The following is a 25955-nucleotide window of genomic DNA, read 5'->3' on the forward strand; positions in this document are numbered from 1 at the left end:
CCCCGACCTCGCGTCACCGCTGACACCACGTCCAACAATCGTTACGCTCACGAAACTCACCAGGGAGTTACCAACGGTAAATGGCCAGGGTTACCGTCGGGTCACTTTGCACTGACACGCGTGAGGAGTGACCCGTGGGACGTCCGTACCCGGCTCTGCGCACCACCGCATCCATCGGAACCGCCGCCGTCCTGATCGCCGGAGCCGCCCTCGGCGCGGCTCCGGCGGCCGTCGCCCAGCCCCTCGTCGCACCCGCGGCGGCGTCGGCCCCGAGCCTGAAGTTCTACGACATCCCCGGCTCCGGCGGGATCACGCTCAAGGGCAATGTCTTCACACCCGCCGGTGCGGAGCCGGGCGACAAACACCCGCTGATCGTGCTGCCCTCCAGCTGGGCGACGCCGCAGATCGAGTATCTCGCCCAGGCACAGCAGCTGGCCGACTCCGGCTATGTGGTGGTCAGTTACACCTCACGCGGCTTCTGGCTCTCCGGCGGAAGGATCGAGGTCGCAGGGCCGCCGGACATCGCCGATGTCTCCGCCGTCATCGACTGGGCCCTCGCCCACACCCCCGCCGACCCGCAGCGCATCGGCATGGGCGGCGTGTCGTACGGAGCGGGCATCAGCCTGCTCGCGGCCGGCCACGACAAGCGGATCAAGGCCGTGGTCGCGCTGAGCGGTTGGGCCGACCTCATCGACTCCATCTACAGCGGCCGCACCCAGCACCTCCAGGCCGCCGCACTGCTCGGTGGGGCCGGCCTGCTCACCGGCCGCCCGAGCGACGAACTGAACACGACGCTGGCCGACTTCCTCGGGTCCAACCTGGCCAAGGAGCCGGACATGATCGCCTGGGGGAAGAAGCGCTCCCCCGCCACGTATCTGGACGAGATCAACGCCAACGGCGCCGCCGTCATGATGGGCAACGCGTGGGGCGACACCATCTTCCCGCCCAACCAGTACGCCTCGTTCTACGAGAAGCTCAGCGTCCCCAAGCGCCTGGAGTTCCGCCCCGGCGACCACGCCACCGCCGAGGCCACCGGTCTGCTCGGCCTGCCCAACGACACCTGGACCGACGCACACCGCTGGTTCGACCGCTACCTCAAGGACGTACGCAACGGCATCGACCAGGAACAGCCGGTCCAGCTCAAGTCCCGTACGGACAGCGGCTACGAGGGCTACCCGGACTGGAAGTCGGTCGGCGCCGACCGGAAGCGGATCGCGCTGAGCGGTACGAAGAAGATCTACGCGAACGTCGACTCGGGAGCCGACGGCGGCATCGTGATGCTGTCGAACGCCCTCGACCAGTTCGTGAAGCTGCCTCCGGTCGCCTCGATCCCCCTGCTGCCGCGCGCCTTCGCGGGTGTCTGGCAGTCCGAGCGGTACGGCTCCGCACAGCACATCCGCGGCACGGCGAAGCTCCACACCACGGTGACCAGCAACAAGGAGAGCGGCACCCTCGTCGCCTATCTCTACGACGAGGGGCCGCTCGGCCTCGGCAAGCTGGTCAGTAACGCCCCCTATACCTTCCACGGACAGACGCCGGGGCGGCCGTTCGGCGTGGACCTGGAGCTGTTCTCCACGGCCTACGACCTTCCGGCCGGTCACCGACTCGCCCTGGTCGTCGACACGGTCGACCCGCTCTATATCGAGCACAACCCGGCCGGTTCACAGCTGACCTTCTCCTCACCGGACACGGACCCCTCGTACCTGTCCGTTCCGTTGCGCGAGAAGTGATCACCGGCTGCTGCCGGGCGGGCACCGCTCCTCCAGACCGCTGTACGGCCGGTCTGGGCTACTGCGCTCCCGGCAGCAGCGTTTCTGGTTCGGCCGGTGCGACTTCCACGGCCTTCGTCTTCGGGTTGCGCCGCTCCCGCTTGGCCACCCAGTTGGCGAACCAGGAGAGCAGCATGCACATCCCGATGTAGATCGGCGAGATCACCATCACCACGGGGATGAAGGGAAGATCGTAGTCGAGGTTGGACGCGATGAGTTTGCCGGCGTGGAGGAATTCCTCGTACGTGATCAAGTACCCGAGCGAGGTGTCCTTCAGCGCCACCACCAGCTGGCTGATGATGGCGGGCAGCATGGCGCGCACCGCCTGCGGAGCCAGCACGAAGGTCATGACCTGCGTCTTGCGCATGCCGAGGGCGTACGCGGCCTCGCGCTGGCCGCGGTCCACCGAGTTGATGCCGGTACGGAACACTTCGGCGAGCACCGAGCCGTTGTAGAGGGTCAGTCCGGCGACCAGTGCGGGCAGCGGCTGCACCTTCAGCGCCACGAAGATGAAGAAGATCATCACCAGCACGGGCATGGCCCGGAAGAACTCGACGACGAGCGTGGCGAGCCAGCGCACCGCCCGGTGTTCGGAGAGCCGCCCGACGGCCAGGACCGCCCCGAGTGCCAGCGAGAGCACCGCGGCGTACGCGAACGCCTTCAGCGTGTTGCCGAGCCCGCGCAGCAGCAGTTCCTGGATGCCCTTGTACTCGAAGGGTGACCACTTGGCGCTGGTGAACTGCTCGGTGGCGAAGAGCAGATAGATGATCCAGCCGACCAGGGCAAGGATCAGGACCGTGGAGACGATCCCGTACACCCTGTGGCGTTTGCGGGTGACCGGGCCCGGGATGTCGTACAGCGCGGTGGCTGCGGGGGCGTGGGTGGTCATCGGGCGACTCCCCAGCGCTTCTCCATCACATTGAAGAGCGCACTGATGGACAGGGTGATGATCAGGTAGCCGACGGCGATCCAGACGAAGGTCCAGATGATGTTGTAGCCCAGCTCGTTGAGGGTCTTGTAGGTGCCGAGCAGCTCGGTGACGCTGAACGCCCCGGCGATCGCCGAGTTCTTGGCGAGGGCGATGAGCGTCGAGCCGACCGGCGGGATCACCGAGCGGAACGCCTGCGGCAGCACCACGGAGCCCAGCGTCTGTCCGAAGGTCATACCGAGGCTGCGGGCGGCCTCACCCTGGCCCTGCGGGACGGTGTTGATGCCGGAGCGCAGCGCCTCGCAGATGAACGCGGAGGTGTAGCAGCCGAGCGCGAGGACCGCGAAGACCTTGAACGGCAGGACCAGGCCGAAGCGCGGCAGGCCGAGGAGGACGGCGAAGAAGAGCAGGGTCAGCGGGGTGTTGCGCAGCACCATCACCCAGACGGTGCCGAACACCCGGAGCGAGCCGACGGGCGCCACCCGGAACGAGGCCATCACGAAGCCGAGCACCAGCGCCAGGATCGAGGCGAAGACGGTGAGTTCGAGGGTGCCGAGGAAGCCTTCGGCGTAGGTCGAGAAGTTCTCTGTCAGTACGTCCATGGTGTGGCCCGTCCCCTCAGGTCGCCGGGTAGCGGTCGATGGGCGGCGGAGTCGGTGCGGGCACTCCGGACAGGCCGAGGGTGGCCTCGAACGCCTTCTTCCAGTTGCCGTTCTTCTCGTTGGCCTCAAGAGCGTCGTTGAGTGCGAACCGCAGCGCGTTGTCGCTGCGCGGTACCCCGATGCCGTACGGCTCCTCGGAGAACGGCTTGCCGACCACCTTCAGCTCATTGGGTGCCTTGGCGGCGAAGCCCAGCAGGATGGCGTCGTCGGTGGTGACGGCGTCGACCTGGTAGGTCAGCAGGTTGTCGACACAGATCGAGTACGTGTCGTAGGCGACCAGGATCGCCTTCGGGTAGTCGGCCGCGATCCGCTGGTACGGGGTCGAGCCGGCCGCCGAGCAGACCGTCCTACCGGCCAGGTCCTGCGGGCCGTTGATGTCGTGCTCGTCCGTACGGACGAGCAGCGACTGCCCGGCCATGAAGTACGGCCCGGCGAAGCCGACGAGCTTCTTGCGCATCTCGTTGATGGTGTAGGTGCCGACGTAGTAGTCGATCTGGCCGTTCTGCAGCGCGGTCTCACGGTTGGCGGAGGCGATCGTCTTGAAGCGGATCGTCTTCGGGTCGAAACCGAGCGAGGCGGCCATCATCCTGGCGATCTCGATGTCGAAGCCGGAGTAGACGCCGGTGGCCGGGTCCTTCTCGCCCAGGTACGGCTGGTCCTCCTTGGCCCCGACCCGGAGGTAGCCACGCTTCTTCGCCTTCGTCCAGGTTTTCGACTCGGGCAGCCGGAAGCTGGTGTCGACCTTGTACACGGGCAGCTGCGCGGGCTTCGGCCCCTTCACCGGAGGGCTGCCTTCCTTGCCGCAGCCGACTGCAAGGACGGCCAGCAGGAGCCCCGCACAGGCGGCCAGCACTTTTCTCGTACGCAACTGGGGGCCTCCCGTCAGTGCTTGAGGATCTTGGACAGGAAGTCCTTGGCGCGCTCGCTCTCCGGGGCGGTGAAGAACGCCTCCGGGGTGCGGTCCTCGACGATGCGGCCGTCCGCCATGAAGACCACGCGATTGGCAGCGGACCTGGCGAACCCCATCTCGTGCGTGACGACGACCATGGTCATGCCATCCCTGGCGAGCTGCTGCATGACCTCAAGCACCTCATTGATCATCTCCGGGTCGAGCGCCGAGGTCGGCTCGTCGAAGAGGAGTGCCTTGGGGTCCATGGCCAGGGCGCGAGCGATGGCCACCCGCTGCTGCTGGCCGCCGGAGAGCTGGGCGGGGTACTTGTCGGCCTGCGAGGCGAGCCCGACCCGCTCCAGGAGCTCCCGGGACCGCGCGTCGCATTCGTCCTTCTTGCGTTTGCGGACCTTGAGCTGGGCGAGCGAGACATTGGCGAGCACGGTCTTGTGCGCGAACAGATTGAACGACTGGAAGACCATGCCGACTTCGGCGCGCAACTGCGCGAGCCCCTTCCCCTCCTCCGGGAGGGGTCTGCCGTCGATCGCGATATGACCCGACTCGATCGTCTCGAGCCTGTTGATGGTCCGGCAGAGCGTTGACTTGCCGGAGCCGGAGGGGCCGATGACCACCACCACCTCCCCGCGGCCGACGGTGAGATTGATGTCCTGCAGTACGTGCAACGCCCCGTAGTACTTATTGACGTCCCGCAGCTCGATCAACGGATCGACGGCCATACGCTGCCCTACCCACTTATCGCTGTGTCGAGTTCAGCGCAAACTATCCATCCCGATAAGGGACTTCGCACCCGACACGCATAAATGGGGCATAAGGCGTTTTATTTGGTTTTGGTGATGGACTATCCTTCGGCTGACTCTGCGTACACCTGCGAGAGCTCGGGGCTGCCGGTCATCGCCCAGTCGAGCCCCGCCTCGACGACATCGATCTCCCGCCCGGAGGCGAGCCGCACCACCGGCTGACCGCTCGGCCAGATGTGCCAGGCCGCACCCGGGACGTTGCGCACGAGAACGGTGCCGAGATACAGCCCGGCGTCGTTGCCCAGCCAGGGCAGCTCCTCGGGGTCGTCGCGCCAACGCGGCGGCAGCTGGTCGAGCGCCGTCAACGAGGCCGGAGTGTCGTCGAGTTCCAGTCCACGCTGCCCCACTCGGACACGCAGCAGCTCACATTCGGCGAGCAGCTCGGCGACGCCCTCCGGGTCGACCTCGACGGCGGCCGCGAGGCCCGCCCCGCGCGTACCGTCGTGACGCTTACGCCAGTTGTCCAAGAAAGGGATGTTCATACCACTCAGGGTCCCATCCCGGCCGGGATACGCACCACAGGGCGCGCGGCCTGTCGTTCGAGGACTGAACCCGGTGCACGCACCCGGCCGCGCGCCGCCGCACGCGCCGTCCGCACGCCCCGCCCGGCGCTGAACGGGCGGGGCGCGGTCCGAGTCTTCGCAAGCAGCCAGCAAGCGGGACAATGACAGGAACCACCGTATCGGCGGCCACTGACAGCGCCTCCCGACCGGGCTCCGGCCGGGCCGGTTAGGATCCACCCCACGCCTACGCGAACGGGGGGACCCGCATGGCCGAGGACCACGACGGCATGGTCGTCTACTGGCGGCCCGGCTGCCCGTACTGCATGAAGCTGCGACTGCGGCTGCGGTTCAGCCGCCTCACCTACACCGAGGTGAACATCTGGCGGGACCCCGAGGCGGCGGCGTTCGTCCGCTCGGTCGCCGACGGGAACGAGACCGTGCCGACGGTGTCCGTGGCCGGCCACTCGATGGTCAACCCGTCCAAGCGGCAGGTGCTGGCCGCGGTCCGGACCCACGCGCCGCACCTGGAGGCGTCGTAGGTCCTCTCGTTCGGATCATGCCGGGTGGCTCGGTCAGGGGCGGGGCGAGGGCGGGTCGCTGACCGTCACCTTCATCCCGCCCGGCTCGTCCTCCAGCTCCTTGACGGCCTCTTTCGTCGCGTCGCCGATATGGGCGTTGAAGATGTCCTCGACGAAGCCGGCGAGGACCTTGTTGTCGATGCCCTTGCACTCCGGCGGGACGGTGCCGTCGGCGGTGTTCTCGACGAACCGCTTCTCCATGACCGCCCTGCAGGCCTTCGGATCGGCCTTGGCGGGCTCGTCGCCGCAACCGGTGAGGACGAGGAGCAGGGCGGCGGCAGCGGTGGCGGCTGCGACGGTGCGGGTACGGCTGCGCATGGTCCCCCAGGACGCCGCATGATCAGAGCGTCATTCTGTGCCGGGATCAGGCCCTTCGTCACCGGCCGACGGGTCACAGCTCCAGGTCGACGACCACCGGCGCGTGGTCGGACGCGCCCTTGCCCTTGCGCTCCTCACGGTCCACGTAGCTGTCCTTGACCGCCACCGTGAACGGGGCGTTCCCGTAGACCAGGTCGATCCGCATGCCCTTGTTCTTCGGGAAGCGCAGCTCGCGGTAGTCCCAGAAGGTGTACGCGCGGTCGTACTTGAGCGGGCGCGGCATGACGTCCGACAGACCCTCCTGGCGCAGGGTGGCGAGGGCGGCGCGCTCGGCGGGCGTGACATGGGTGGCGCCCTCGAACAGGGCCGGGTCCCAGACGTCCTCGTCGGTCGGGGCCACGTTGAAATCGCCCAGCACCGCGAACGGCTGCGAGCCCGCAGCGTCCGCGGCCACCGCCTTCTGCAGGGCCTCGAACCAGCGCAGCTTGTACGCGTAGTGCGGGTGCTCGATCTCGCGCCCGTTCGGCACGTACACCGACCAGAGGCGGACCGGGCCGCAGGTCGCGGAGATCGCCCGGGGCTCCTGCACTCCGTCGTAGTCGGGGCCGTCGGGCAGCCCCATCACGACGTCGGACAGTCCGGCCCGGGAGACCAGCGCCACCCCGTTCCACCGGCCCGTGGCGTTGACCGCGGACTCGTAGCCGAGCTCGCGCAGCTCGTCCGCCGGGAACTGCTCGGCCGTGCACTTGGTCTCCTGGATGCACAGCACGTCCGTGCCGGTGCTCTCCAGCCAGGCCAGCAGCCGCGGGAGGCGGGCGGTGATCGAATTGACGTTCCACGTGGCGATGCGCATGTACGTAAACCTAGCGGCTCCCACTGACAGTCGCCGGACCGGCGCCGGTCACAGGCCGGTCGAGTCCCCGGGGGTCAGCCGCCCGTGCTCGGCACCGCCGAGGCTGCCGATCTGCCGGTCGTAGATCGGGCGGGCGAGATCGGTGAGCAGCGCGTCGTGGATGTCGATCGCCCGGCGCGGTTTGACCTCGCGCACGTAGTCGATGACCTCGGAGATCTTGTTCCAGGGGGCCATCACCGGGAGCATCAGCGTGTCGACGGGGTGGTCGGGGACGGTGAGCGCGTCCCCCGGGTGGAAGAGCGAACCGTCCACCAGGAAGCCGATGTTGGTGATCCGCGGGATGTCGGGGTGGATCACCGCGTGCAGTTCGCCGTGCACCTGTACGTCGAATCCCGCGGCGGTGAACGTGTCGCCGTGACCGACGGTGTGCACCCGGCCGGGGAAGGCCGCGGAGAGCTGTTCCGCGACGCTGCGCAGGGTCCAGATCTCCGCGGCCGGGTTGGCCTCCAGGCCGGCCCGCAGCCGGCCCTCGTCGAAGTGGTCGGCGTGCTCGTGGGTCACGAGCATCGCGTCGGCGCCGAGTGCCGCGTCCTGCTCCGAGAAGCCGCCCGGGTCGATGACGAGCGTCCGCCCGTCCTTCTCCAGCCGGATGCAGGAGTGCGTCTTCTTGGTCAGGGTCAGGTGCACGGGGTTCGCAGCGTTCATGGTGCTCATCCTGCTACGGCCGGGGCGTGGTTTCTTCCTGAATCACCGACTGGGCGATGGTGAAGGCGGCGCCCGCGGCCGGTATGCCGCAGTACACGGCGGTCTGCAGCAGCACTTCCTTGATCTCGGCGGGGGTCAGCCCGTTGCGCAGGGCGGCCCTGATATGCGGGGCGAGGCCCTCCAGGTGGCCGGAGGTGACCAGTGCGGTCAGCGTGACGCAGCTGCGGGTACGGCGGTCCAGGCCCTCCCGGGTCCAGGTCTCGCCCCAGGCGTAGCGCGTGACGAGCTCCTGGAACTCGCCGGTGAAGTCGTCGGACGCGGCCAGGACCCGGTCGACGTGGGCGTCGCCGAGCACTTCGCGGCGGACCTTCATCCCCGGGTCGTACGGGTCCGGGCGGCCGGAGTTCACGGTGTCGGGCGCGGCCGTGGCGGGGGCGATCTCCGCGATGGGCAGGACGGGTGCGGAGAGTGTGGGGCCGGTGCCGGGGACAGGGATGGCGGCGAGGGTGTCCTGCCAGCTGGTGGAGAAGTGGGTGAGGAGCAGGTCGGTGACGGCTCCGGGCTGCTCGACGGGGGCGAGGTGCGAGGCGCCGGGGACGAGGGCGAGCCGGGCGTCCGGGATGCCCGCGACCAGGGTGCGGGCCTCGGCCGGCCCCGTGACATGGTCCTCGGCGCCGACCACGACGAGAGTCGGGACGCTGATGCGGCCGAGTTCGGGACGGATGTCGAAGGCGGCGAGAGCTTCGCAGGCCGCGATGTAGCAGCCGGGGTCGGTGGTGCGGACCATCTGGACGGCCCACTCGACGATGGCGGGCTGGGCGGCGGCGAAGCCGGGGGTGAACCACTGGTCCGGTGCGCTGCGGGCCATCGGCTCCAGGCCGTTGGTGCGGACGATCACGCCGCGCTGGCGGAACTCGTCCGCGCTGCCGAACCGGGGCGAGGCGGCGACCAGGGCCAGCGCGGCGACCCGGTGCGGGTGGCGCAGTGCGAGGTCGGCGCCGATCGCACCGCCGATGGAGCAGCCGGCGTACCCGAAGCGCTGGACGCCGAGGCTGTCGAGGGTGGCCAGCAGCCGGTCGGACAGTTCGCCGACGGCGGTGGCGGGGTGGGCCGGGGCGCCGCCGTGGCCGGGCAGGTCGAAGCGGAAGACCCGCCAGTGCTGGGAGAGCTCCGGTATCTGGCGGTCCCACATGTGCCAGGTGGTGCCGAGCGAGGGGCCGATGACGAGGACGGGGGCGTCCTGCGGGCCGTCGAACCGGTACTGCAGGGTGTGCATCGGCAGCGCGCGGGACCCCGGCGGGATCGGCCGGGGCCGGGCGGACGGCGCCGGCTGCGGGGGCACGGGCTGGGCGGGCTGCACCGGCTGTGCGTGCGACGGCTGCAGCGGTACGTGCCCGGTCTGCGTGGCCGACAGCGGCGGCACCGGCTGCAGGGTGTGCCCGGGCTGCGCGGGCTGCGGTCCCGGGAACGGCTGCAGCGTCTGCGGGCCCTGGAACTGCTGCGCCGCAGGTGCGGACTGCGCGCCGGGGAACGGCTGCGCGGGCTGCGGGGTCTTCGTCTCACTCACATCGCTCACTCGCTCCAGGTTAGTGAGCGGTCGGTCGGCCTCCGGTCAGGGGGTCGCCGCAGAGACGACATATACGACAGGAGATGCCGGATCGGTCATGTCGACGGTGATGTCCTGGGTGGGGCGCGGGTCCTTGTTGGTGTGGGTGGTGCCCGCCCAGTCGACGCCCCGACCGAAGTGCCAGCCCGCGATCTTGGTGTCGCGGGCGCCGACGGTGACGTCGCCGTCGGTCAGGGCCGCGCGGCCGGAGCCCAGACGGGACAGGAAGCGGTCGAGTCCGGAGGACGACGTGCGGAACTGCACGTACATCCGGCTGGCCTTCCAGTTGTTCGTCTCGTAGTACTGGACGTCCACCGCGTCGCCGGGGATCGGCACCTCGAAGATCCGGCGCTGCATCCGGGACGGCCAGCCCTCACGGAGCCCCTGCGCGGAGGCCTCGGCCTCCTTGTCCTGCCCGGAGCGGCGGCTCTGGCCGGCGGAGATCAGCAGATAGCCGGCCGGGACGCCGATCAGCAGGACGATGATGGTCGCCGTGATCAGGCGTCGCCGGATCATCCGGCGCCGGCCCTCCGGGGGCCGTCCGCCGCCCTCGTCGGGCGGCGAGGACTGGCGCGGCAGGACGGGATGCTCTGCTGTGGTCATGTTCTGGGGATCCCTAGGAGGTGCGGGTGTTGCGGGTCGACCGGATGGTGCTCGCGGCCTGGTCGTAGATCTGCGCGTACCGCTCGTACCGCTCGACACGACGGCGGTTGGTGCGGCGGAACCGGCGGGCGACCAGCCGGGCCAGGTCCGCGGCGCCGACCATACCTGCCTCCGGGCCGAGCTCCGCCTTCGCGATCCGGGCCTCGGGCCGGTAGCCACGGCCGGTGAGGTGGCGCTTGAAGGCATCCCTGGCGGGACCGATCAGCAGGTCGTCGGCGGCGCTGACACCGCCTCCGATGACGAAGCAGGAGGGGTCGAGCGCGGCAGCCAGATTGGCGATGCCGACACCGAGCCACTGGCCGATGTCCTGGAGGAGCTCGATGCACATCGCATCGCCCTCGCGGGCCAGTTCGGTGATGAGCGGCCCGGTGATCTCGGGGATGTTCCCCTTGACCCGCTCGATGATGCCGTGGGCGACGGGCGAGTCGGCGGCGGCCAGCTCCCTGGCCTCGCGGACGAGGGCGTTGCCGGAGCTGTACTGCTCCCAGCAGCCGCGGTTGCCGCACGGACAGCGGTGCCCGCCGGGCACCACCTGCATGTGGCCGAACTCACCGGCGACCCCGTACTTGCCGCGCTTGACCTGGCCGTCCTCCAGAATCGCGCCGCCGATGCCGGTGCCGAGCGTGATCATGACGAGATGGTCCTCGCCGCGGCCCGCGCCGAACCGCCACTCCGCCCACGCCGCGGTGTTCGCGTCGTTGTCCACCATGACGGGGACGACCAGGCGGGAGGCGAGTGCGTCCCGGAGGGGTTCGTCGCGCCAGGCGAGGTGCGGCGCGAACAGCACCTTGGAGCGATCGGCGTCGACCCAGCCCGCCGCGCCGATGCCGACGGCGTGCACATCGTGCCGGTCGGAGAGGTCGAGGACCAGCTCGACGATGGTGTCCTCGACGACCTTGGGGCTCTTGGACTTGTCCGGCGTCTCGGTGCGCAGCTGCTCCAGGATGTTGCCGTCGGCGTCGACGACGCCGGCCATCACCTTCGTACCCCCGATGTCGATGCCGACGGTGGGTACCCGTGGCGCCGTGAGGTGCGAGCGCCGCTCGCGGGTGCCGACGGTCCGCAGGACGGTGGCGCGGGCGGAGCCGCGGTGTGTGAAGTCGCGGTACGTGCTCATCGTCCCTGCATTGTCTGGGGGGACCGGGCGGTGACAGCTCCCGGCGGCGGACGGCGCCCGTCGGGCTCGATTCTGCCACTGCCGGAGCGTCGGGGCGGGCGGTCGGGGTCCGCGGCGCCCCGCCCGCGCCCTCTCCTACGGGGTGTCGTCGGTGACCGGATGGCCGCCCAGGTGGGTCGGCGAGGGGGCCCGCTCGAGCTCGTGGCTGAGCTCCTCGAGCTCGCTGCCACCGGCCATCTGGCGGGTCAGCTCGTCCAGGGTGATGGAGTCCTTGGTGTGGCTGCCGGACATGGCACCCCGCTTGAGCAGCACGAACCGGTCGCCGACCAGATAGGCGTGGTGCGGGTTGTGCGTGATGAGAACCACGCCGAGCCCGGCGTCCCGGGCGGCCGCCACGTACTTGAGCACGACCCCGGACTGCTTGACGCCGAGCGCCGCGGTGGGCTCGTCCAGGACGAGGACCTTGGCGCCGAAGTAGACGGCCCGCGCGATGGCGACGCACTGGCGCTCGCCGCCGGACAGGGTGCCGATCGGCTGGTCGACGTCGCGCAGGTCGATGCCCATGCGCAGCAGCTCGGAGCGGGTCGTCTCGCGCATCAACCGGACGTCGAGCCGCTTGAACGGGCCGACGCCCGTCGTCGGCTCGGAGCCGAGGAAGAAGTTTCGCCAGACGGGCATCAGCGGAACGACGGCCAGGTCCTGGTAGACCGTGGCGATGCCCCGGTCCAGGGCCTCGCGCGGATTGGCCAGAGCGGTCTCCTCGCCCTCGACCAGGAACCGGCCTGCGTCGTGCCGGTGCAGCCCCGCGATGATCTTGATGAGGGTGGACTTGCCGGCGCCGTTGTCGCCGAGGACGCAGGAGATCTCGCCCGCGTGGACCTCCAGCGAGACGTCCTGGAGCGCCTTGATGTTCCCGTAGAACTTGCTGACGTGGTCCAGCTCGATCAGCGCCCGGGGGGCCGCGGTCGTCATTTCGTCGCCTCCGCGCGCTTGCGTACCCATGCGTTGAGCAGGGTGGCCAGGAGCAGCATGGCTCCGAGGAAGAACTTGAACCAGTCCGGGTTCCACTCCGCGTACACGATGCCCTTGCTGGTCATGCCGAAGATGAAAGCGCCGATCGCCGAGCCGATCGCGGAGCCGTAGCCGCCGGTGATCAGGCAGCCGCCGATGACGGCCGCGATGATGTACGTCAGTTCGTTGCCGACGCCCTCGCCGGACTGCACCACATCGAACGAGAACAGCAGGTGCTGCCCGGAGACCCAGGCGGCGAAGGCGACCCCGAGGTAGAGCCCGACCTTGGTGCGGATCACCGGGACACCGACGGCGCGGGCCGCGTCGGCCTCGCCGCCCACCGCGAAGATCCAGTTGCCGAAGCGGGTACGGAGCAGGATCCAGGTGGCGATCGCGACGAGCACAGCCCACCAGAGAATGGTGATCTTGAGTTCGACCCCACCGACGGTCCACTGCGAGGCGAAGACCTTGCGGGCCGAGTCGAAGCCCTCCATGTCGGCGATGGACTTCGTCGACACGGTTCCACTGATCAGCTTGGTGAAGCCGAGATTGAGACCGGTCAGCATCAGGAACGTACCGAGCGTGATGATGAAGCTCGGCAGTTTGGTACGGGTCAGCATGAGCCCGTTGAACGCGCCGAAGGCCAGCGTCACCAGCAGCGACACGAAGACGCCGACCCAGACGTTGGCCGTCATCTGGTAGCTGAACATCGACGAGACCAGTGCGGAGCTGGTGACCATGACACCGGCGGACAGGTCGAACTCACCGCCGATCATCAGCAGCGCCACCGGCGCCGCCATGATCCCGATGGTGGACGCCGCGTACAGCACCGTGCCGAAGCTGGAGGCGCGCAGGAAGCTGTCGGCGACGATCGAGAAGAAGATGAAGACGGCCGCGGCGCCAACGACCGAACCGAGTTCGGGACGGCCGAGCAGCCTGCGCAGCGCCGAGGTGTGCAGCAGCCGCTCGTCGGACCCGGCCGCCGGGGCCGGTGGTTGCTCCGTCGTGGTCATCGGGTCCCCCGCTTCGTGTACTCCGCCAGCTCGGCGGCGTCCTTCGAGGTGATGATCTGCGGGCCGGTGAGGACGGGGCGCCCGCCGCCGAGCACATTGCGGTTGTAGCGGTAGAGCCAGAGCAGGTCGACGGCCTCGTACCCCTGGAGGTACGGCTGCTGGTCGACGGCGAAGCCCAGGGTCTTGTCCCGCAGTGCGGTGGCGACCTTCGCGTTCAGGTCGAACGTGTCGATCTCGGCCTTGGAGCCCGCGGTCCGCTTCGCCTTCACGGCGGCGTCCGCGAACGGCGCGCCGAGCGTGACGACCGCGTCGATGCTCTTGTCCGCCTGGAGCTTCGCCTCGATGGACGCCTGGACGTCGGGCATGTTGGTGCCCTCGACGTACAGGTTCTGCATCTGCCCGTCGAACGCCTTCTTCGCCCCGGCGCAGCGCTGCTCGTGGCCGACGTTGCCCTGCTCGTGCAGGATGCACAGGGCCTTCTTGCGGCCGCGCGCGTTGAGCTCGTCGCCGACGGCCTCGCCGGCGATGGACTCGTCCTGGCCGATGTGGGTGAGCGCGCCGAACGCCTTGGACTCCGCGGAGCCCGAGTTCACCGTGATCACCGGGATTCCGGCCCTGGTGGCCTTGGCGACGACGTCCTTCATCGCGTCGGGCTTGGCGAGCGACACGATCAGCCCGTCGACCTTCTGGTCGATCGCGGCCTGGACGAGCTGGGCCTGCTGCTGCGCCTCGTCATTGTGCGAGTACAGGAACTTGATGTTGTCCTTGACGGCCGCCTGCTCGGCGCCGCGCTGGACGATGTCCCAGAAGGTGTCGCCGTCGCCCGAGTGCGTGACCATGGCGAAGGTCCAGCGGGGTGTGTTCACCGCGGACCGGCCCTCGGCGGCGGCCCGGGCCGCGCGCTCCTCCGCCCGCTTGCCACCGGTGCTGCTGCATCCCACGAGGGATGCCCCGAGCACCGCCGCAAGCACGGCACCCATCGCACGTACCCCTGTCCGAACCCTTGCCACGACGCCGTGCCCTTCTTGTGCTGCTCGCTGTACCGCTTGGTGCCGTCTGGGGGTATTGCCTCCCGGTCCGGCTGGCCAAGTATCCCCGAGCCCGGGTCGGCGCCGCCCGGCAGGGGCGGGACGTGTGTGTCGGAAGGGGGTGTGCGCGGTGGTGCGTGCGGCGGTCATCGGGTGCCGCGCGCGGTGTACTCCTCCAGCTGCGGGACGTCGTCGGCGGTGACGATCGCCGGGCCGGTGAGCACCGGTTTGCCGCCGCCGATGACATTGCCGTTGGTCTTGTTGAGCCACAGTTCGTCGACGGCGAGATAGCCCTGGAGGTACGGCTGCTGGTCGACGGCGAAGCCGACCTCCGCGGCCTTGAGGCGTTTGACGACCTCGGCGTTCAGATCGAATGTGTCGACCTCGGCCTTGGAGTCGGAGCCCTCCTTGGCCTTGACGGATGCGGCGGCGAACGGCGCGCCGAGGGTGACGATCGTGTCGATGCCGTGGTCGGCCTGGAGCTTCGCCTCGATGGAGGAGGTGGAGGCGGGCATGTTGGTGCCCTCGACGTTGAGGTTCTCGACCGCGCCCTTGAACGTCTTCTTCACTCCGGCGCACCGCTCCTCGAGCGACACGTTGCCCTGTTCGTGGATGACGCAGACGGCCTTCTTGCGGCCGCGCTTGTTGAGTTCCTCGCCGACGGCCTCGCCGGCGACCTTCTCGTCCTGCCCGATGTGGCCGAGCGCGCCGACCTCCGCGGAGAACTGCGCGCCCGAGTTGATCGTGACGACGGGGATGCCGGCCTTCACCGCCTTGGCGACGACCTCCTTGACGGCTTCCGGTTTGGCGAGCGTGACGACGATGCCGTCGACCTTCTGGTCGATGGCGGCCTGGACGAGCTGGGCCTGCTCCTTGCCCTCCTTGTCGGCGGAGTACAGGAACTCGACGTTGTCCTTGGCCGCGGCCTGCTTCGCACCGCTGCGGACGATGTCCCAGAAGGTGTCGCCCTCCCCCGCGTGCGTGACCATGGCGATCTTCATCCGCGGTGTGGAGACGCCCTTGACGCCCTGCCCGCCGCCGCTCCCGGACTTGTCCTCCGAGCTCTTGCCGCCGGAGCTGCTGCATCCGGTTAAGGCGGTGAGCGCGAGGCCGATGGTGCATATGGCGATCAGGGTTGCTGTCCTGCGAGGGGTACGCATGGTGGGTCCGCCTTCTCTCCCGGCCGCCCGAGTGCGGCTTGGGGAGTTCTAGCGGGGTGCGTCGGCGTCGTCAACGGGGCCGCCGGAGCGCTCGTCAGCGTACGAGGAGCTGGAAGTCGAAGGCGTAGCGCGAGGCCCGGTAGACATGGGAGGCGAATTCGACCGCCCGCCCCGTGTCGTCGTACGTGGTGCGCTCCATCGTCAGCAGCGGCGCGCCCTCGGGCTCGGCGAGCTGGGCGGCTTCCTCGGCCGTGGCGAGGCGGGCCCCGACGCTCTGGCGCGCGCTGTGCAGGGTGATACCGGCGGCCCGCATGATCCGGTAGAGACCGGTGGCTTCCAGACGTTCGGTGCCCAGGTCGACCAGGCCGGCCGGCACGTGGTTGCGCAGCAGGGCCATCGGTTCGTCGTGCGCGGACCGCAGCCGCTCCACGAGGTGGACGTCGGTGCCTTCCGGGACACCGAGGGCGGCGGCGATCCTGGCAGTGGCGGGCTCGATCCGGTTGCCCAGGACCCGGGTGGCGGGGCGCTGGCCGGCCGCCTCCAGATCGTCGTACAGGCTGCTCAGTTCGAGGGGCCGCTTGACCTGGCTGTGGACGACCTGGGTGCCCACCCCGCGGCGACGGACCATCAGGCCCTTGTCGACGAGCGACTGAATGGCCTGGCGGACGGTGGGCCGCGACAGGCCGAGCCGGGCCGCGAGCTCGATCTCGTTGCCGAGAAGACTGCCGGGGGCGAGCCGGCCCTGCTCGATGGCCGCCTCCAGCTGCTGGGACAGCTGGTAGTAGAGCGGGACCGGGCTGCTGCGGTCCACACCGAGTTCGAGGGCGGCGGGGTCGGCGACGGGTTTGGGCACGGCAGGAGCGTAGCCCTCATGTCAGGACCACCGGTAGTCAGGTCGTCCCGTTGTCCGGTTGTCCTGACAACCCGCTGCCCGGGAGATGCGACAGGCCCGGGGCCACCCGGTCGCGGGCGGGTCGGCGGGCGACCTGAGCGGGGTGATCGTAGTCTGCGGGTGGGGTGCTCAGGGGGCGCGCCACCGGTGCCGTACGACGCGTCGACGTGAGGGAGAGCAGATGTCCAAGCCACCGTTGCCGGACGAAGCCGTGGCCATGCTGAAGAAGGCGAACCCGGCCGTCATCACCACGCTCCGCCCGGACGGCCAGCCGGTGTCCACCCCGACCTGGTACCTCTGGGACGACGGCCGGATCCTGGTGAACATGGACGAGGGTCGCAAGCGGCTGGACCACATCCGCCACGACCCGCGCGTCACTCTCACCGTGCTGGACGAGGCGGGCTGGTACACGCACATCAGCGTCATCGGCCACGTCGCCGAGACACGCCCGGACGAGGGCCTCGCCGACATCGACAAGCTGGCCCGCCAGTACATGGGCAACGACTACCCCATGCGGGACCGCGACCGGGTGAGCGCCTGGATCGAGATCGACCGCTGGCACGGCTGGGGCACCCTCAAGGACAACAGCCAACCGGGCTGACCAACTGCCGGGGCACCGGCCCCGCCGCGGCCGGCCGGCCGCGGCGGGAAGCGAAGGCCCGCGGGCCTTCGCACGCGTGCCGGTCGGCTGCCGCGGACCGGTTCAGACCCGGAACGCCTGCCGTACCGAGCCGCCGACGACGGCGCACCACGTGCTCGTCCCGACCTTGCCGTCGGGAACCAGGCCGTGCAGTCGCTGAAGGCCCTGGACGGCTCTCATGGTCGCGTGGTCGTACGTGCCCGTCGGTGCGGCATCGGCGTATCCCTTGCGGACGAGCATCTCCTGAAGGGCCACGACGGGCAGGCCGGTGGCGTGCTTGCCGAGGGTGGGTACGAGTGCCTCCCAGGTGGCACGGTCGAAGGTGCAGTCCGGGTCGACCGGTATGCCGTTCCTCGCCTGGAAGTCGTTCACGACCGGGTTCATGTCCTGGCCGAAGACGCCGTCGGCGGCCAGTTCGTACCCGAGGTCGGCGAGCAGGTACTGCGCCACCTTGACGACGGGGCCGCCGACGAACCGCCAGATGTCCGGCCACCGGCGCTCCGGTATCGCGCCGGCCGGCGTGCCCAGCGACTTCAGGACGCGCGAGCGGACCATCGGGAACTGTGCGTAGAAGGCAATGCCCGGGCAGTCGGTTTCGCGGAAGTCCCAGTGGCCGAAAATGTCCCAGGCGTTCAGGTCGAACTTGCGGCACACGACGATGCACAGGTCGACCAGCGCGTCGAGGAGGGCCTCGGGAGGGGTCTCCGTGATGTAGGTGCCCTCGTTCTCGATCCCGATCGCATTGCCGTTCTCGCCGGGACAGTGAGCGGCGGTCACCTGGTGCTCCCCGGCTTCCAGGGTCTCCAGGCTCCGGTGACGGCCCTCCAGGACGTAGCCGCCCCGGCTCACGGTGAAGTGCTGGCCGGTGTCCGCCCAGCCGTTGGTGTCCATGTGCAGGTCCTGGCAGTCCTTGGCCAGCTGGACGGCGTGCTCGCGCGAGTAGTCGGTGACGTTCGGGAACGCCATGTGGTGCAGGATGATCTTGTTGGTGGTGTTGCCGGTGATCTGGATGGTGCCGGCCGGCGGCCTGGCGCCCCAGCTGTCGCAGTCGATGATCCAGGGGAATTCCGCCGAGGGCGCCGCCTGGGCCGCGGCGGGGAGCGCCAGTTCGGTGCCGACGACCGCGGCGACCGCTCCTCCGAGGCCGAATCTGAACAGCGTACGGCGGTCGACTTCGTGCTCGCGCATGGACATGCAGTCCCCCCAGGGGTCACGGCGGCCTCTTCCGGCTGCCGACGGCAACGGGAGATTATGTGGCCCACACACGCAAAACCAGTCTTTCCGAAGATCGTTACGAGCCCCGCGGGGGCAGGACGGGGCGAATGGGAGCAAGTCGCCGGCCGCCGCACCCCTCCCCTTCCGAACCCACGGCATTCACGACGATTTGACGGCCTGTCAGATCACCTGGGCATGATCACGTCGCCGGAGGGCCGGGCACTGAACGACGAGCCGTCAGAGACGGGGCTCGGGAGCCCTTCCCCTCCGAGGCACCGAACACGCTCTCGTTTGTCAGGACATATAGTTGACAGCGCAGCCGGTGGGCGGCACGTTGGGTGCATGCGTATCGGACTCATCGGCACCGGCCGGATCGGTTCCTTCCATGCGGGTGTGCTGGCCCGCCACCCCGCGGTGGACACGCTGGTGGTGACGGACACCGACGGGGCAAGGGCGGCAGCGGTCGCCGCTCGGACGGGCGCTGCAGCAGCCGGATCCGTGGCCGAAGTGCTGCGCGCGGGGGTGGACGCCGTCGTGATCGCCTCGGCCACGTCGGCGCACGCGGAGCTGATCGGGACGGCCGCGCGTGCGGGGCTGCCCACGTTCTGCGAGAAGCCGATCGCGCTGGACCCTGCGGGGACGCTGAGCGCACTGCGCGAGGTCGAGCGGGCCGGGAGCGTGCTCCAGCTGGGCTTCATGCGCCGGTTCGACGCCGGGTACGCTGCGGCGCGCACCGCCGTGCGGGGCGGGGCACTGGGCAGGCTGCACACCGTGCGGGCGGTGACCTCCGATCCGGCGCCGCCGCCCGCCGCGTATCTGCCGCACTCCGGCGGTCTGTTCCGGGACTGTCTGGTCCACGACTTCGACATCCTGCGATGGGTGACGGGCCGTGAGGTGGTGGAGGTGTACGCCACCGGATCGGATGCCGGGCCCGCGATGTTCCGTGCGGCGGGCGATGTCGACACGGCGGCGGCCCTGCTGACCCTCGACGACGCCACGCTGGCCACGGCGACGGCGACCCGGTGCAACGGCGCCGGGTACGACGTACGGATGGAGCTGGCGGGCGAGCTCGGCCAGATCGCGGTCGGTCTCGACGAGCGCACCCCGCTGACGTCGGTGGAGCCACAGGGCCCCGCCGCCCCGGCCAAGCCCTGGCCGGGCTTCCTGGAGCGGTTCGCCCCGGCGTACGAGGCGGAACTGGACGCGTTCGTACGGGTGGTGCGGGGCGAGGCGGCCAACCCGTGCGACGGCCGGGAAGCTCTGCACGCACTGCGGATCGCGGAGGCGTGCGAGCTGTCCCGGCGCGAGCACCGGCCGGTGGCAGTGGCGGAGATCCCGGCCGACTGAGGTGGAACTGCCCCTTCAGTTTCGGGCGGAGAGCACGGTCCCCTGGGCGACCGCACACAGGGTTTCCATGCCGTCGTCCGCCGCGGCGAACAGATCACAGCGGACGACGGCTTGGCGGCGGCCGGAGTGGACGACGATGGCCCGGGCGATCAGCGTGCGGCCGGTGGCGGGCCGGATGTACTGGATCGAGAAGCCGCCGGTGAGTACGGCCGGTCCGAGGGTCGTCCCGGCGGCGAACGTGATCGAGTTGTCGGCGGCGTAGGACAGCACCCCGCCGTGCACAAAGCCGTTCTGCTGCTGGAGTTCCGGACGGATGTCCACTTCGAGGGCGGCCGCACCATCCCCGAAAGCGGTGATCCGTGCCCCGACGAGCCGGCTGAAAGGCTGGCTGTCGAGGACCTTCTGTGCCATCTGCAAATCAAGTCCGGTCATGACACGCTTTCCTACCTCACCAGCGCACCGGCAGCCGTCGCACCCCCCGGATCAGCATCCCCGGCAGCCAGTCGAGCTCCCCGGTGTCCGGGGCGAGTTCGAGATCCGGGCACCGCTCCAGCAGCGCGCGGATCGCGATCCGGCCCTCCATACGGGCCAGCGGAGCCCCCATGCAGAAGTGGATACCGTGTCCGAACGCCAGATGCCCCTGGGTGTCGCGGCGGATGTCGAAGCGGTCCGGTTCCGGATAGCGGGCGGGGTCGCGGTCGGCTCCGGCCAGGGCGATCAGGACCGCTTCGCCGGCCGGAATGACCCGGGAGCCGATCCTGACCGGTTCACGGGTGAAGCGGAAGGTGGCGGTCTCCACCGGCCCGTCGTACCGGAGCATCTCCTCGACCGCACCGTCGATCAAGCCGAAATCGGCGCGGAGTGCGGCCAGTTGATCGGGGTGGGCGAGCAGTGCGCGTACCCCGTTGGAGATCAGATTGACCGTGGTCTCATGACCGGCGACGAGCAGCAGGAAGGCCATCCCGACGAGTTCGTCGGACGACAGTCCGTCGCCCTCCTCGTCGCGCGCCCGGATCAGCGCACTCAGCAGGTCGTCGCCGGGCGAGCACCGCTTGTCCTCGATGAGCTCGACCAGATAGGCGCCCATCGAGCGGACCGCCTCGCCCTCCTCCTGCGCTGTCTTCGGGGCGACGATGCCGTTCGACAGCCGGCGGAACTCGTTGCGGTCCAGGTCCGGCACACCGATCAGCTCGCAGATGACCGTCATGGGCAGCGGGAAGGCGAGCGCGTCGACGAGGTCTCCTTGCCCGGCGGGCACCATCGCGTCGAGAAGTTCGCCGGTGATCTGCTGGACCCGCGGCCGCAGCGACTCGATCCTGCGGGCGGTGAACTCGCGGGCGACGAGCTTGCGCAGCCGGGTGTGGTGCGGCGCGTCCATCTCCAGCATGTTGGCGTTGATCGGATCGCCCGTGCCCGTCGCGTACGGCGTCGTCCGCCAGTCCTTGCCGAGCCGCTGGTCGGCGAGGGCCGCGCGGCCCTCCTCGTAACCGACGATCAGCCAGACCCGCTCGAAATCGTCGGTACGGATGGTGTGCACCGGTCCCTCGGCGCGCATCTTCGCGTAGTACGGATACGGATTCGCGGTGAAGTCCTGGATCCCGCGAAGATCGACGTCCACTGCGGACACGGTCCGCCCCCTCCCGGCCGGTTCGTCGATCTGCTCGGATCGACCCCCATCACCCTACGTCGCCGGTGGAGTCGCCCTCCTCGTCGAGCAGACCCGCGTCGTGCACCAACAGCGCAATCTGAACGCGGTTGTTGATATCGCCGCTGCGCAGAGGAAGGCCGTGATGTCGACGACCCAGTCCCGTACCGTGCGGCGCGCTCTGCGGCCCTGATCACCGGGCAGCTCGGGATCGGCCATCGCCGAGGGGAGCAGCCAGGGGTTCACAACTGCTGGGCCAGCACCTCATTTGGCGAACATGGGCACGATTGAGTGAACGGTGTGACGATCGGTGGGTGTGTCTGGCGGGGTGTGCGTAGCGTATTCGGTGCGATCTGGGACGCCGGGTGTGGCGTCAGCGGTCGGGGCCCCGTGTCACCAGCGAGATGGTTCGGGGCCTCCCCGTCGCCTCTTGCCACACCCATATGGCCAGGTCGTAGGGATTCCGCCCGCCTGGGACGGACCGCATACGGGATATGCGTCGCCGACCAGCACGCGAAAGCGGAGGACCAGTGCGCCCAACACCGTTCGGGGCGTGCCAGTGAGTCGGGACTCACTCCTGCTCACTGCCCAGGAACGGTACTCCGTGCGCGTCATATCGACAAAACTACTCAGGTGGCGGGCTGGTACCGGCCGTACGGGAGCGGGAGGCCACCGAAGTCGCCGGACCGGAGACTTCGGTAGCACCGGACCGGAGACTTAAGTCGCAGCGGGGCAGACCGGCGGCCGACGCGGCGGTGGGACCGTACGCGCGAGGCTCACGGGATGAAGAAACTCTGCGAGTCGGTCGGCTTCATCGTCTTCATCCAGGGCGTCGCCGGGCTGCTCCACGAATGGACGGGCTGGTTCCGGCTCTGGGCGGTGGTGCGGAGAATGGAGTTCCTCGGTGGGTACGCGCTGTTCGTCAACATCGTGCTGGTGATGACGGGCGCCGCTGTCATGGTGGCAGCGGACCGGCTCAAGGAGTAGTCGGCTCAAGGAGTCGTGGGGGTCACCGCGCGGCGGCCCCAGCCGGTTCCGGCGAGGACGAGCACCGCGCCCAGTACGCCGAGGGCGGAGAGCCGTTCACCGCCGATCGCGATGCCCGCGGCGGCTGCCCACAGCGGTTCCGTACCGAGCAGCAGACTGACCCGGGACGGCGAGGTGCGGCGTACCGACCACATCTGCACGAAGAAGGCGAACAGCGTGCAGAAGACGGAGAGGAACAGCAGCCCGCCCCACTCACGGACGCCGAACCCCGCGGCCACCGTCCAGGGCGACGCCCCGGTGCCGGGAACGGCGGCGAGCACGGCGAAGACGGCGACCGCGCTGCCGAGCTGCACGGTGGTCAGCGACAGCGAGTCCGCCGCCTGGACGGACTTGATGCGGGCCATCAGCAGCACATGGAGAGTACGGGCCAGCGCGGCCACCAGCATCAGCAGATCGCCCACCGACGGACTGGTGAAACCGCCGCCCTGGGTCAGCAGCACGACACCGGCGACGGACAGTGCGGCGGCGGCGAGGAACGCTCTGGGCGGCCGGACCCTGGTCACCGCGGCCTCGGCGAGCGGCGTGAAGATCATGGTGAGACTGATGATGAGCCCGGCGTTGGTCGCCGAGGTGTGCACGACGCCGTAGGTCTCCACCAGGAAGATCCCGCTGAGGACCAGTCCCAGCAGACCCGCGCCGCGCCACTGCGCCGCGCTGAGCGCCCGCAGCCTGCGCCACCCGGCGACGGCGAGGACGGGCAGCACGATGACGAAGCGCAGGACGAGCACCGCGACGACGGTGGACGTCGTGGTGATGCCCTTGGCAGCGAGATAGCTGGCGCCCCAGACGACGGCGACGAGCAGCACCGGCAGATCGGTGAGCCAGGCCCGGCGCGGCGGTGCGAGGGCGGGCAGGGCGACAGCGGACACCTGGTTCTCCTGATTCTCCACAGCGGGAACGATGTGGAGACCTCACCGGCTCACACGCGGAACGATCACGGTACCGGGCGGGCCCCGGCTGCGGGAACACCTGTCTCACCGGCCGGGCGAGGCCGCCGGTTCCCGCCGGTGGCCGTCCGGAAGGGTGGACCACCGCTGTCCGTCCTACCCTGGCCAGGAAGGTTTCCGAACGTAAAGGGAGATCATGATCGAGACCCCGGCTCGCCCCCTCAACGACGGTCGCACCATTCCCGCCGTCGGGCTCGGCACCTGGCCGATGGACGACGACGCGGCCGAGCAGGCCGTCGCCGGGGCGCTGGGCCTCGGGTTCCGGCTCGTCGACACCGCGCTCAACTACCGCAACGAGACCGGCACCGGCCGCGGGATCGCCCGCAGCGGTGTGCCGCGCGAGGACGTCTTCGTCACCACCAAGGTCCCGGGCCGGCACCACGGATACGAGAAGACGCTGGCGTCGTTCGAGGAGTCCCGGCGCAATCTCGGGCTCGACTACGTGGACCTGTATCTCATCCACTGGCCGCTGCCCCGGGTCGATCTGTACGTCGACACCTGGAAAGCCATGATCCAGCTCCGCAAGGACGGTCTGGTGCGGTCGATCGGTGTCTCCAACTTCACCGCGGCCCATGTCGAGCGGCTGGAGCAGGAGACCGGGGTGCTGCCCGCCGTCAACCAGATCGAGATGCATCCGCGCTTCCCGCAGGAGGAGCTGCGGGCCGTGCACGAGGCGAAGGGCATCGTCACCGAGAGCTGGAGCCCGCTGGGCCGCGGACACCGGCTGCTGGCGGACCCGGAGATCGTCGCCGTCGCCGAGGCGCACGGTGTGACACCCGGTCAGGCCGTGCTGCGCTGGCACACCCAGCTCGGTGCGGTGCCGATCCCGAAGTCCGCCGATCCGGGGCGGCAGCGCGAGAATCTGGATCTGTTCGGCTTCGAGCTGACGGCGGACGAACTGGCCCGGATCTCCGCGGGTCCGCGGCGGCGGTTCGGCGGAGACCCGGAGTCCCACGAGGAGTTCTGACCGGCGGCGACTCACCGGCCGGGGTTCACCCGTGGGATCTCACGCCGGACCTCGCGGTTCCCGGGTCACTCACCGCGGGGCGTGAGCTCCGCCATCAGGGACCAACCGTCGCCCGGGACCTCGACGTTGATGATCTCCGGGGTCCGGGCGACGAGGTCCGCCATCCCTTCCATCGCCGCCGCGAAGTGCTCGGACTTCACATGCGCCTCACCCGCTTCCGGGGACGCGAAGGCCTCCAGGAGCACGAACTGGTCCGGATTCTCGACGCTGTACGACCACTCGAAGAACAGATTGCCCGGTTCCTGACGAGTGGCGAGGGTGAAGGGCTCGACGGCCGGAAGCCAGTTGTCACGCTCGGTGCTGCGGACGGTGAACTTGACGGCGATGAAGATCATGGCGACTCGACTCCTGCTCGGGACCTGCGATCCGCCCAGAGTCCCATAGGCCCTGGATCGGAACGCATCGGGCACACCAGGAAGGAGCCGGAGTCACCCGTCCTCGTCAGCCGCCCAGCTCGCGGTGGCGGACGCCCAGTCGCGTCGCGCCCTCCGCCGTCAGTGATCCGAACAGCCGCAGCCGCGAGATGCCGCCGTCCGGGTAGATGTCGATCCGGACGTGGGTGGCCCGTACGGCCTCCGGCAGGACGAAGCGGTGGTTCGTGTCGGGCTGCAGCCGGGTCCGGGGCAGGAGCTCGACCCAGTCCCCGCCGTTCCCGTCGCCGCTCTCCCCGTCCCGCACCGAAAGGCTCGCCCAGCCGGCCGAGTTGCCCTTGAGGTACGCGGTGTCGATCTCGACGGCCCGGATCTCCGACTGCTCGGCGAGTCGGTAGCGGATCCAGTCGTTGCCCTTGTCGCGCCGACGGCGCGTCTCCCAGCCGTCGTCCATCTGCCGGGAGCGGCCGGGCTGGATCGTGTTGGTGGCCGGGGAGTAGAAGCGGTCGGAGGCGTCCTCGACCTGACCGCCGTTCTCCAGCGCCACGAGGTCGAAGGTGGACAGGGCGGCCAGCCAGGCGGGGTCCGGGACGACCTCTCCGTAAACGCGGAGACGGGCGATCCCGCCGTCGGGGTGCTGGTTGACCCGCAGATGGGTGACGCGCTGTTCGACGTCGATCGCGAACCCGTTGGCCGCGTGGCCGCCAACGGCAGTGCGGGGTACGAGCGTTGTCCACTTCACGTCCGGCGCGAGGAGCTCCTCGGGCGACGGGGAGCCGGGGACGGAGGCCGCCTCGACGGAGACGGCCTGCGGGTAGTTGCCGCGGAAGTGGGCGGTGTCGACGACGATGCCGCGTACGAGGCCGGGCGCGCCGAGCCGCACCAGCGCCCAGTCGTGGTCCTCGTCCGTGGGGTGCGGCTGCGCGGCGCTGACGCCACGGCGGCGGCGCGTCTCCCAGCCGTCCATGATCTTGCCCTTGTGCCCGAAGTGCTCCGGGTCGAACTCGGCGGGCCCGGGCTTCAGCAGGTTCTCGCGCTCGGCGAAGAACTCGTCGTTGGCGGCGATCACGCCCGCGCCGAGCCGCCGGTCGGCGAGGTCGACGAGATGGGTGAAGGGGAAGTCGGCGGTGCGGTAGTCGGCGTACGGGTCGCCGCCGCCGTACGGGTCGGCGTCGCCGGTGAAGTGCGCTGTCGCCGTCATGG

At 69.7% G+C, this 25955-nt stretch carries 28 protein-coding genes; 6 read left to right on the forward strand and 22 right to left on the reverse strand.

The window, feature by feature from the left end:
* Positions 1-134: 134 nt before the first annotated feature.
* Positions 135-1730, forward strand: coding sequence for an alpha/beta fold hydrolase (locus OHA03_RS02655; protein WP_267000299.1), 1596 nt, complete (start codon positions 135-137; stop codon positions 1728-1730).
* 58 nt (positions 1731-1788) lie between these two features.
* Here OHA03_RS02655 and OHA03_RS02660 read toward each other — a convergent pair whose 3' ends face one another.
* The 5 genes from OHA03_RS02660 to OHA03_RS02680 all read right to left on the reverse strand — a co-directional run bounded on the left by OHA03_RS02660 (position 1789) and on the right by OHA03_RS02680 (position 5548).
* Positions 1789-2658: an amino acid ABC transporter permease gene (locus OHA03_RS02660; RefSeq protein WP_267000301.1), complete on the reverse strand. Its 870-nt coding sequence runs from the start codon at positions 2656-2658 to the stop codon at positions 1789-1791.
* Complete coding sequence (locus OHA03_RS02665; protein WP_267000303.1) at positions 2655-3299, reverse strand: amino acid ABC transporter permease; 645 nt, start codon at positions 3297-3299, stop codon at positions 2655-2657. The genes OHA03_RS02660 and OHA03_RS02665 overlap by 4 nt, the downstream gene beginning before the upstream one ends.
* 16 nt (positions 3300-3315) lie before the next feature.
* Positions 3316-4227 carry a glutamate ABC transporter substrate-binding protein gene (locus OHA03_RS02670; protein WP_267000305.1) on the reverse strand — a complete coding sequence of 304 codons (912 nt, stop codon included), beginning with the start codon at positions 4225-4227 and terminating at the stop codon, positions 3316-3318.
* A 14-nt stretch (positions 4228-4241) separates the two neighbouring features.
* Positions 4242-4985 carry an amino acid ABC transporter ATP-binding protein gene (locus OHA03_RS02675; protein ID WP_267000307.1) on the reverse strand — a complete coding sequence of 248 codons (744 nt, stop codon included), beginning with the start codon at positions 4983-4985 and terminating at the stop codon, positions 4242-4244.
* A 122-nt stretch (positions 4986-5107) separates the two neighbouring features.
* Positions 5108-5548: a DUF6278 family protein gene (locus OHA03_RS02680; RefSeq protein WP_030978075.1), complete on the reverse strand. Its 441-nt coding sequence runs from the start codon at positions 5546-5548 to the stop codon at positions 5108-5110.
* A gap of 287 nt (positions 5549-5835) precedes the next feature.
* Between OHA03_RS02680 and OHA03_RS02685 the strand changes: the two genes are divergently transcribed.
* On the forward strand, positions 5836-6108 hold the full coding sequence (locus OHA03_RS02685) for a mycoredoxin (RefSeq protein ID WP_030916780.1): 273 nt from the start codon (positions 5836-5838) through the stop codon (positions 6106-6108).
* 33 nt (positions 6109-6141) lie between these two features.
* On the opposite strand, the gene OHA03_RS02690 is transcribed toward OHA03_RS02685, so the two are convergent.
* The 11 genes from OHA03_RS02690 to OHA03_RS02740 all read right to left on the reverse strand — a co-directional run bounded on the left by OHA03_RS02690 (position 6142) and on the right by OHA03_RS02740 (position 16474).
* Positions 6142-6465 carry a hypothetical protein gene (locus OHA03_RS02690; RefSeq protein ID WP_267000315.1) on the reverse strand — a complete coding sequence of 108 codons (324 nt, stop codon included), beginning with the start codon at positions 6463-6465 and terminating at the stop codon, positions 6142-6144.
* A 73-nt stretch (positions 6466-6538) separates the two neighbouring features.
* Entirely contained in the window at positions 6539-7318 is a 780-nt protein-coding gene (locus OHA03_RS02695) for an exodeoxyribonuclease III (protein ID WP_267000317.1), read from the reverse strand.
* A 48-nt stretch (positions 7319-7366) separates the two neighbouring features.
* Positions 7367-8023 (reverse strand): MBL fold metallo-hydrolase, encoded by a 657-nt coding sequence (locus OHA03_RS02700; protein WP_267000319.1) that lies wholly within the window; start codon positions 8021-8023, stop codon positions 7367-7369.
* Between the two features lie 13 nt (positions 8024-8036).
* Positions 8037-9299 (reverse strand): alpha/beta fold hydrolase, encoded by a 1263-nt coding sequence (locus OHA03_RS02705; protein ID WP_267007908.1) that lies wholly within the window; start codon positions 9297-9299, stop codon positions 8037-8039.
* Between the two features lie 336 nt (positions 9300-9635).
* On the reverse strand, positions 9636-10232 hold the full coding sequence (locus tag OHA03_RS02710; RefSeq protein WP_267000321.1) for a hypothetical protein: 597 nt from the start codon (positions 10230-10232) through the stop codon (positions 9636-9638).
* 13 nt (positions 10233-10245) lie between these two features.
* On the reverse strand, positions 10246-11409 hold the full coding sequence (locus tag OHA03_RS02715) for an ROK family glucokinase (RefSeq protein WP_030916796.1): 1164 nt from the start codon (positions 11407-11409) through the stop codon (positions 10246-10248).
* Positions 11410-11544: 135 nt separating this feature from the next.
* Entirely contained in the window at positions 11545-12411 is an 867-nt protein-coding gene (locus OHA03_RS02720; protein ID WP_267000325.1) for an ATP-binding cassette domain-containing protein, read from the reverse strand.
* Entirely contained in the window at positions 12378-13433 is a 1056-nt protein-coding gene (locus OHA03_RS02725) for an ABC transporter permease (RefSeq protein WP_267000327.1), read from the reverse strand. Before OHA03_RS02725 ends, OHA03_RS02720 begins: the two co-directional genes overlap by 34 nt.
* Complete coding sequence (locus tag OHA03_RS02730) at positions 13430-14413, reverse strand: sugar ABC transporter substrate-binding protein (RefSeq protein ID WP_267000329.1); 984 nt, start codon at positions 14411-14413, stop codon at positions 13430-13432. Before OHA03_RS02730 ends, OHA03_RS02725 begins: the two co-directional genes overlap by 4 nt.
* A 194-nt stretch (positions 14414-14607) precedes the next feature.
* Positions 14608-15621, reverse strand: a complete 1014-nt coding sequence (locus tag OHA03_RS02735) for a sugar ABC transporter substrate-binding protein (RefSeq protein ID WP_267000332.1) — start codon at positions 15619-15621, stop codon at positions 14608-14610.
* 94 nt (positions 15622-15715) lie between these two features.
* Positions 15716-16474 carry a GntR family transcriptional regulator gene (locus tag OHA03_RS02740; RefSeq protein WP_267000334.1) on the reverse strand — a complete coding sequence of 253 codons (759 nt, stop codon included), beginning with the start codon at positions 16472-16474 and terminating at the stop codon, positions 15716-15718.
* Positions 16475-16694: 220 nt separating this feature from the next.
* Between OHA03_RS02740 and OHA03_RS02745 the strand changes: the two genes are divergently transcribed.
* Positions 16695-17114, forward strand: coding sequence for a PPOX class F420-dependent oxidoreductase (locus OHA03_RS02745; RefSeq protein WP_267000336.1), 420 nt, complete (start codon positions 16695-16697; stop codon positions 17112-17114).
* Between the two features lie 102 nt (positions 17115-17216).
* Here the strand turns inward: OHA03_RS02745 and OHA03_RS02750 are convergent, their stop codons facing one another.
* Positions 17217-18341 (reverse strand): N-acetylmuramoyl-L-alanine amidase, encoded by a 1125-nt coding sequence (locus OHA03_RS02750; protein WP_267000338.1) that lies wholly within the window; start codon positions 18339-18341, stop codon positions 17217-17219.
* Positions 18342-18710: 369 nt separating this feature from the next.
* On the opposite strand from OHA03_RS02750, the gene OHA03_RS02755 reads away from it, so the two are divergent.
* Entirely contained in the window at positions 18711-19715 is a 1005-nt protein-coding gene (locus tag OHA03_RS02755; protein ID WP_267000340.1) for a Gfo/Idh/MocA family oxidoreductase, read from the forward strand.
* Positions 19716-19730: 15 nt separating this feature from the next.
* On the opposite strand, the gene OHA03_RS02760 is transcribed toward OHA03_RS02755, so the two are convergent.
* Together OHA03_RS02760 and OHA03_RS02765 are read right to left on the reverse strand one after the other, a co-directional pair.
* On the reverse strand, positions 19731-20147 hold the full coding sequence (locus OHA03_RS02760) for a PaaI family thioesterase (RefSeq protein ID WP_267000342.1): 417 nt from the start codon (positions 20145-20147) through the stop codon (positions 19731-19733).
* 16 nt (positions 20148-20163) lie between these two features.
* On the reverse strand, positions 20164-21270 hold the full coding sequence (locus tag OHA03_RS02765; protein ID WP_267007909.1) for a cytochrome P450: 1107 nt from the start codon (positions 21268-21270) through the stop codon (positions 20164-20166).
* An 873-nt stretch (positions 21271-22143) separates the two neighbouring features.
* On the opposite strand from OHA03_RS02765, the gene OHA03_RS02770 reads away from it, so the two are divergent.
* Complete coding sequence (locus OHA03_RS02770; RefSeq protein ID WP_267000344.1) at positions 22144-22347, forward strand: hypothetical protein; 204 nt, start codon at positions 22144-22146, stop codon at positions 22345-22347.
* A 5-nt stretch (positions 22348-22352) separates the two neighbouring features.
* On the opposite strand, the gene OHA03_RS02775 is transcribed toward OHA03_RS02770, so the two are convergent.
* On the reverse strand, positions 22353-23276 hold the full coding sequence (locus tag OHA03_RS02775) for a DMT family transporter (RefSeq protein ID WP_267007910.1): 924 nt from the start codon (positions 23274-23276) through the stop codon (positions 22353-22355).
* A 214-nt stretch (positions 23277-23490) separates the two neighbouring features.
* Here OHA03_RS02775 and OHA03_RS02780 point away from each other — a divergent pair, with 214 nt between their 5' ends.
* Positions 23491-24321 carry an aldo/keto reductase gene (locus tag OHA03_RS02780; protein ID WP_267000345.1) on the forward strand — a complete coding sequence of 277 codons (831 nt, stop codon included), beginning with the start codon at positions 23491-23493 and terminating at the stop codon, positions 24319-24321.
* Positions 24322-24386: 65 nt separating this feature from the next.
* Here the strand turns inward: OHA03_RS02780 and OHA03_RS02785 are convergent, their stop codons facing one another.
* Together OHA03_RS02785 and alc are read right to left on the reverse strand one after the other, a co-directional pair.
* Positions 24387-24716, reverse strand: a complete 330-nt coding sequence (locus OHA03_RS02785; protein ID WP_267000346.1) for a putative quinol monooxygenase — start codon at positions 24714-24716, stop codon at positions 24387-24389.
* 106 nt (positions 24717-24822) lie between these two features.
* Positions 24823-25953 (reverse strand): allantoicase, encoded by a 1131-nt coding sequence (gene alc / locus OHA03_RS02790; protein WP_267000348.1) that lies wholly within the window; start codon positions 25951-25953, stop codon positions 24823-24825.
* Between the last annotated feature and the right edge of the window lie 2 nt (positions 25954-25955).

The sequence above is a fragment of the Streptomyces sp. NBC_00154 genome (assembly GCF_026342835.1).
GTDB lineage: Bacteria > Actinomycetota > Actinomycetes > Streptomycetales > Streptomycetaceae > Streptomyces.

Coding starts and splice junctions, on each gene's coding strand:
- OHA03_RS02760 (WP_267000342.1), bottom strand. CDS start 20,147: ATGACCGGACTTGATTTGCAGATGGCACAGAAGGTCCTCGACAGCCAG.
- OHA03_RS02720 (WP_267000325.1), bottom strand. CDS start 12,411: ATGGGTACGCAAGCGCGCGGAGGCGACGAAATGACGACCGCGGCCCCC.
- OHA03_RS02695 (WP_267000317.1), bottom strand. CDS start 7,318: ATGCGCATCGCCACGTGGAACGTCAATTCGATCACCGCCCGCCTCCCG.
- OHA03_RS02770 (WP_267000344.1), top strand. CDS start 22,144: ATGAAGAAACTCTGCGAGTCGGTCGGCTTCATCGTCTTCATCCAGGGC.
- OHA03_RS02725 (WP_267000327.1), bottom strand. CDS start 13,433: ATGACCACGACGGAGCAACCACCGGCCCCGGCGGCCGGGTCCGACGAG.
- OHA03_RS02700 (WP_267000319.1), bottom strand. CDS start 8,023: ATGAACGCTGCGAACCCCGTGCACCTGACCCTGACCAAGAAGACGCAC.
- OHA03_RS02715 (WP_030916796.1), bottom strand. CDS start 11,409: ATGAGCACGTACCGCGACTTCACACACCGCGGCTCCGCCCGCGCCACC.
- OHA03_RS02675 (WP_267000307.1), bottom strand. CDS start 4,985: ATGGCCGTCGATCCGTTGATCGAGCTGCGGGACGTCAATAAGTACTAC.
- OHA03_RS02735 (WP_267000332.1), bottom strand. CDS start 15,621: ATGCGTACCCCTCGCAGGACAGCAACCCTGATCGCCATATGCACCATC.
- OHA03_RS02665 (WP_267000303.1), bottom strand. CDS start 3,299: ATGGACGTACTGACAGAGAACTTCTCGACCTACGCCGAAGGCTTCCTC.
- OHA03_RS02660 (WP_267000301.1), bottom strand. CDS start 2,658: ATGACCACCCACGCCCCCGCAGCCACCGCGCTGTACGACATCCCGGGC.
- OHA03_RS02745 (WP_267000336.1), top strand. CDS start 16,695: ATGTCCAAGCCACCGTTGCCGGACGAAGCCGTGGCCATGCTGAAGAAG.
- OHA03_RS02680 (WP_030978075.1), bottom strand. CDS start 5,548: ATGAACATCCCTTTCTTGGACAACTGGCGTAAGCGTCACGACGGTACG.
- OHA03_RS02710 (WP_267000321.1), bottom strand. CDS start 10,232: ATGACCACAGCAGAGCATCCCGTCCTGCCGCGCCAGTCCTCGCCGCCC.
- OHA03_RS02690 (WP_267000315.1), bottom strand. CDS start 6,465: ATGCGCAGCCGTACCCGCACCGTCGCAGCCGCCACCGCTGCCGCCGCC.
- OHA03_RS02750 (WP_267000338.1), bottom strand. CDS start 18,341: ATGCGCGAGCACGAAGTCGACCGCCGTACGCTGTTCAGATTCGGCCTC.
- OHA03_RS02785 (WP_267000346.1), bottom strand. CDS start 24,716: ATGATCTTCATCGCCGTCAAGTTCACCGTCCGCAGCACCGAGCGTGAC.
- OHA03_RS02780 (WP_267000345.1), top strand. CDS start 23,491: ATGATCGAGACCCCGGCTCGCCCCCTCAACGACGGTCGCACCATTCCC.
- OHA03_RS02765 (WP_267007909.1), bottom strand. CDS start 21,270: ATGCGCGCCGAGGGACCGGTGCACACCATCCGTACCGACGATTTCGAG.
- OHA03_RS02755 (WP_267000340.1), top strand. CDS start 18,711: ATGCGTATCGGACTCATCGGCACCGGCCGGATCGGTTCCTTCCATGCG.
- OHA03_RS02685 (WP_030916780.1), top strand. CDS start 5,836: ATGGCCGAGGACCACGACGGCATGGTCGTCTACTGGCGGCCCGGCTGC.
- OHA03_RS02730 (WP_267000329.1), bottom strand. CDS start 14,413: ATGGGTGCCGTGCTTGCGGCGGTGCTCGGGGCATCCCTCGTGGGATGC.
- alc (WP_267000348.1), bottom strand. CDS start 25,953: ATGACGGCGACAGCGCACTTCACCGGCGACGCCGACCCGTACGGCGGC.
- OHA03_RS02705 (WP_267007908.1), bottom strand. CDS start 9,299: ATGCACACCCTGCAGTACCGGTTCGACGGCCCGCAGGACGCCCCCGTC.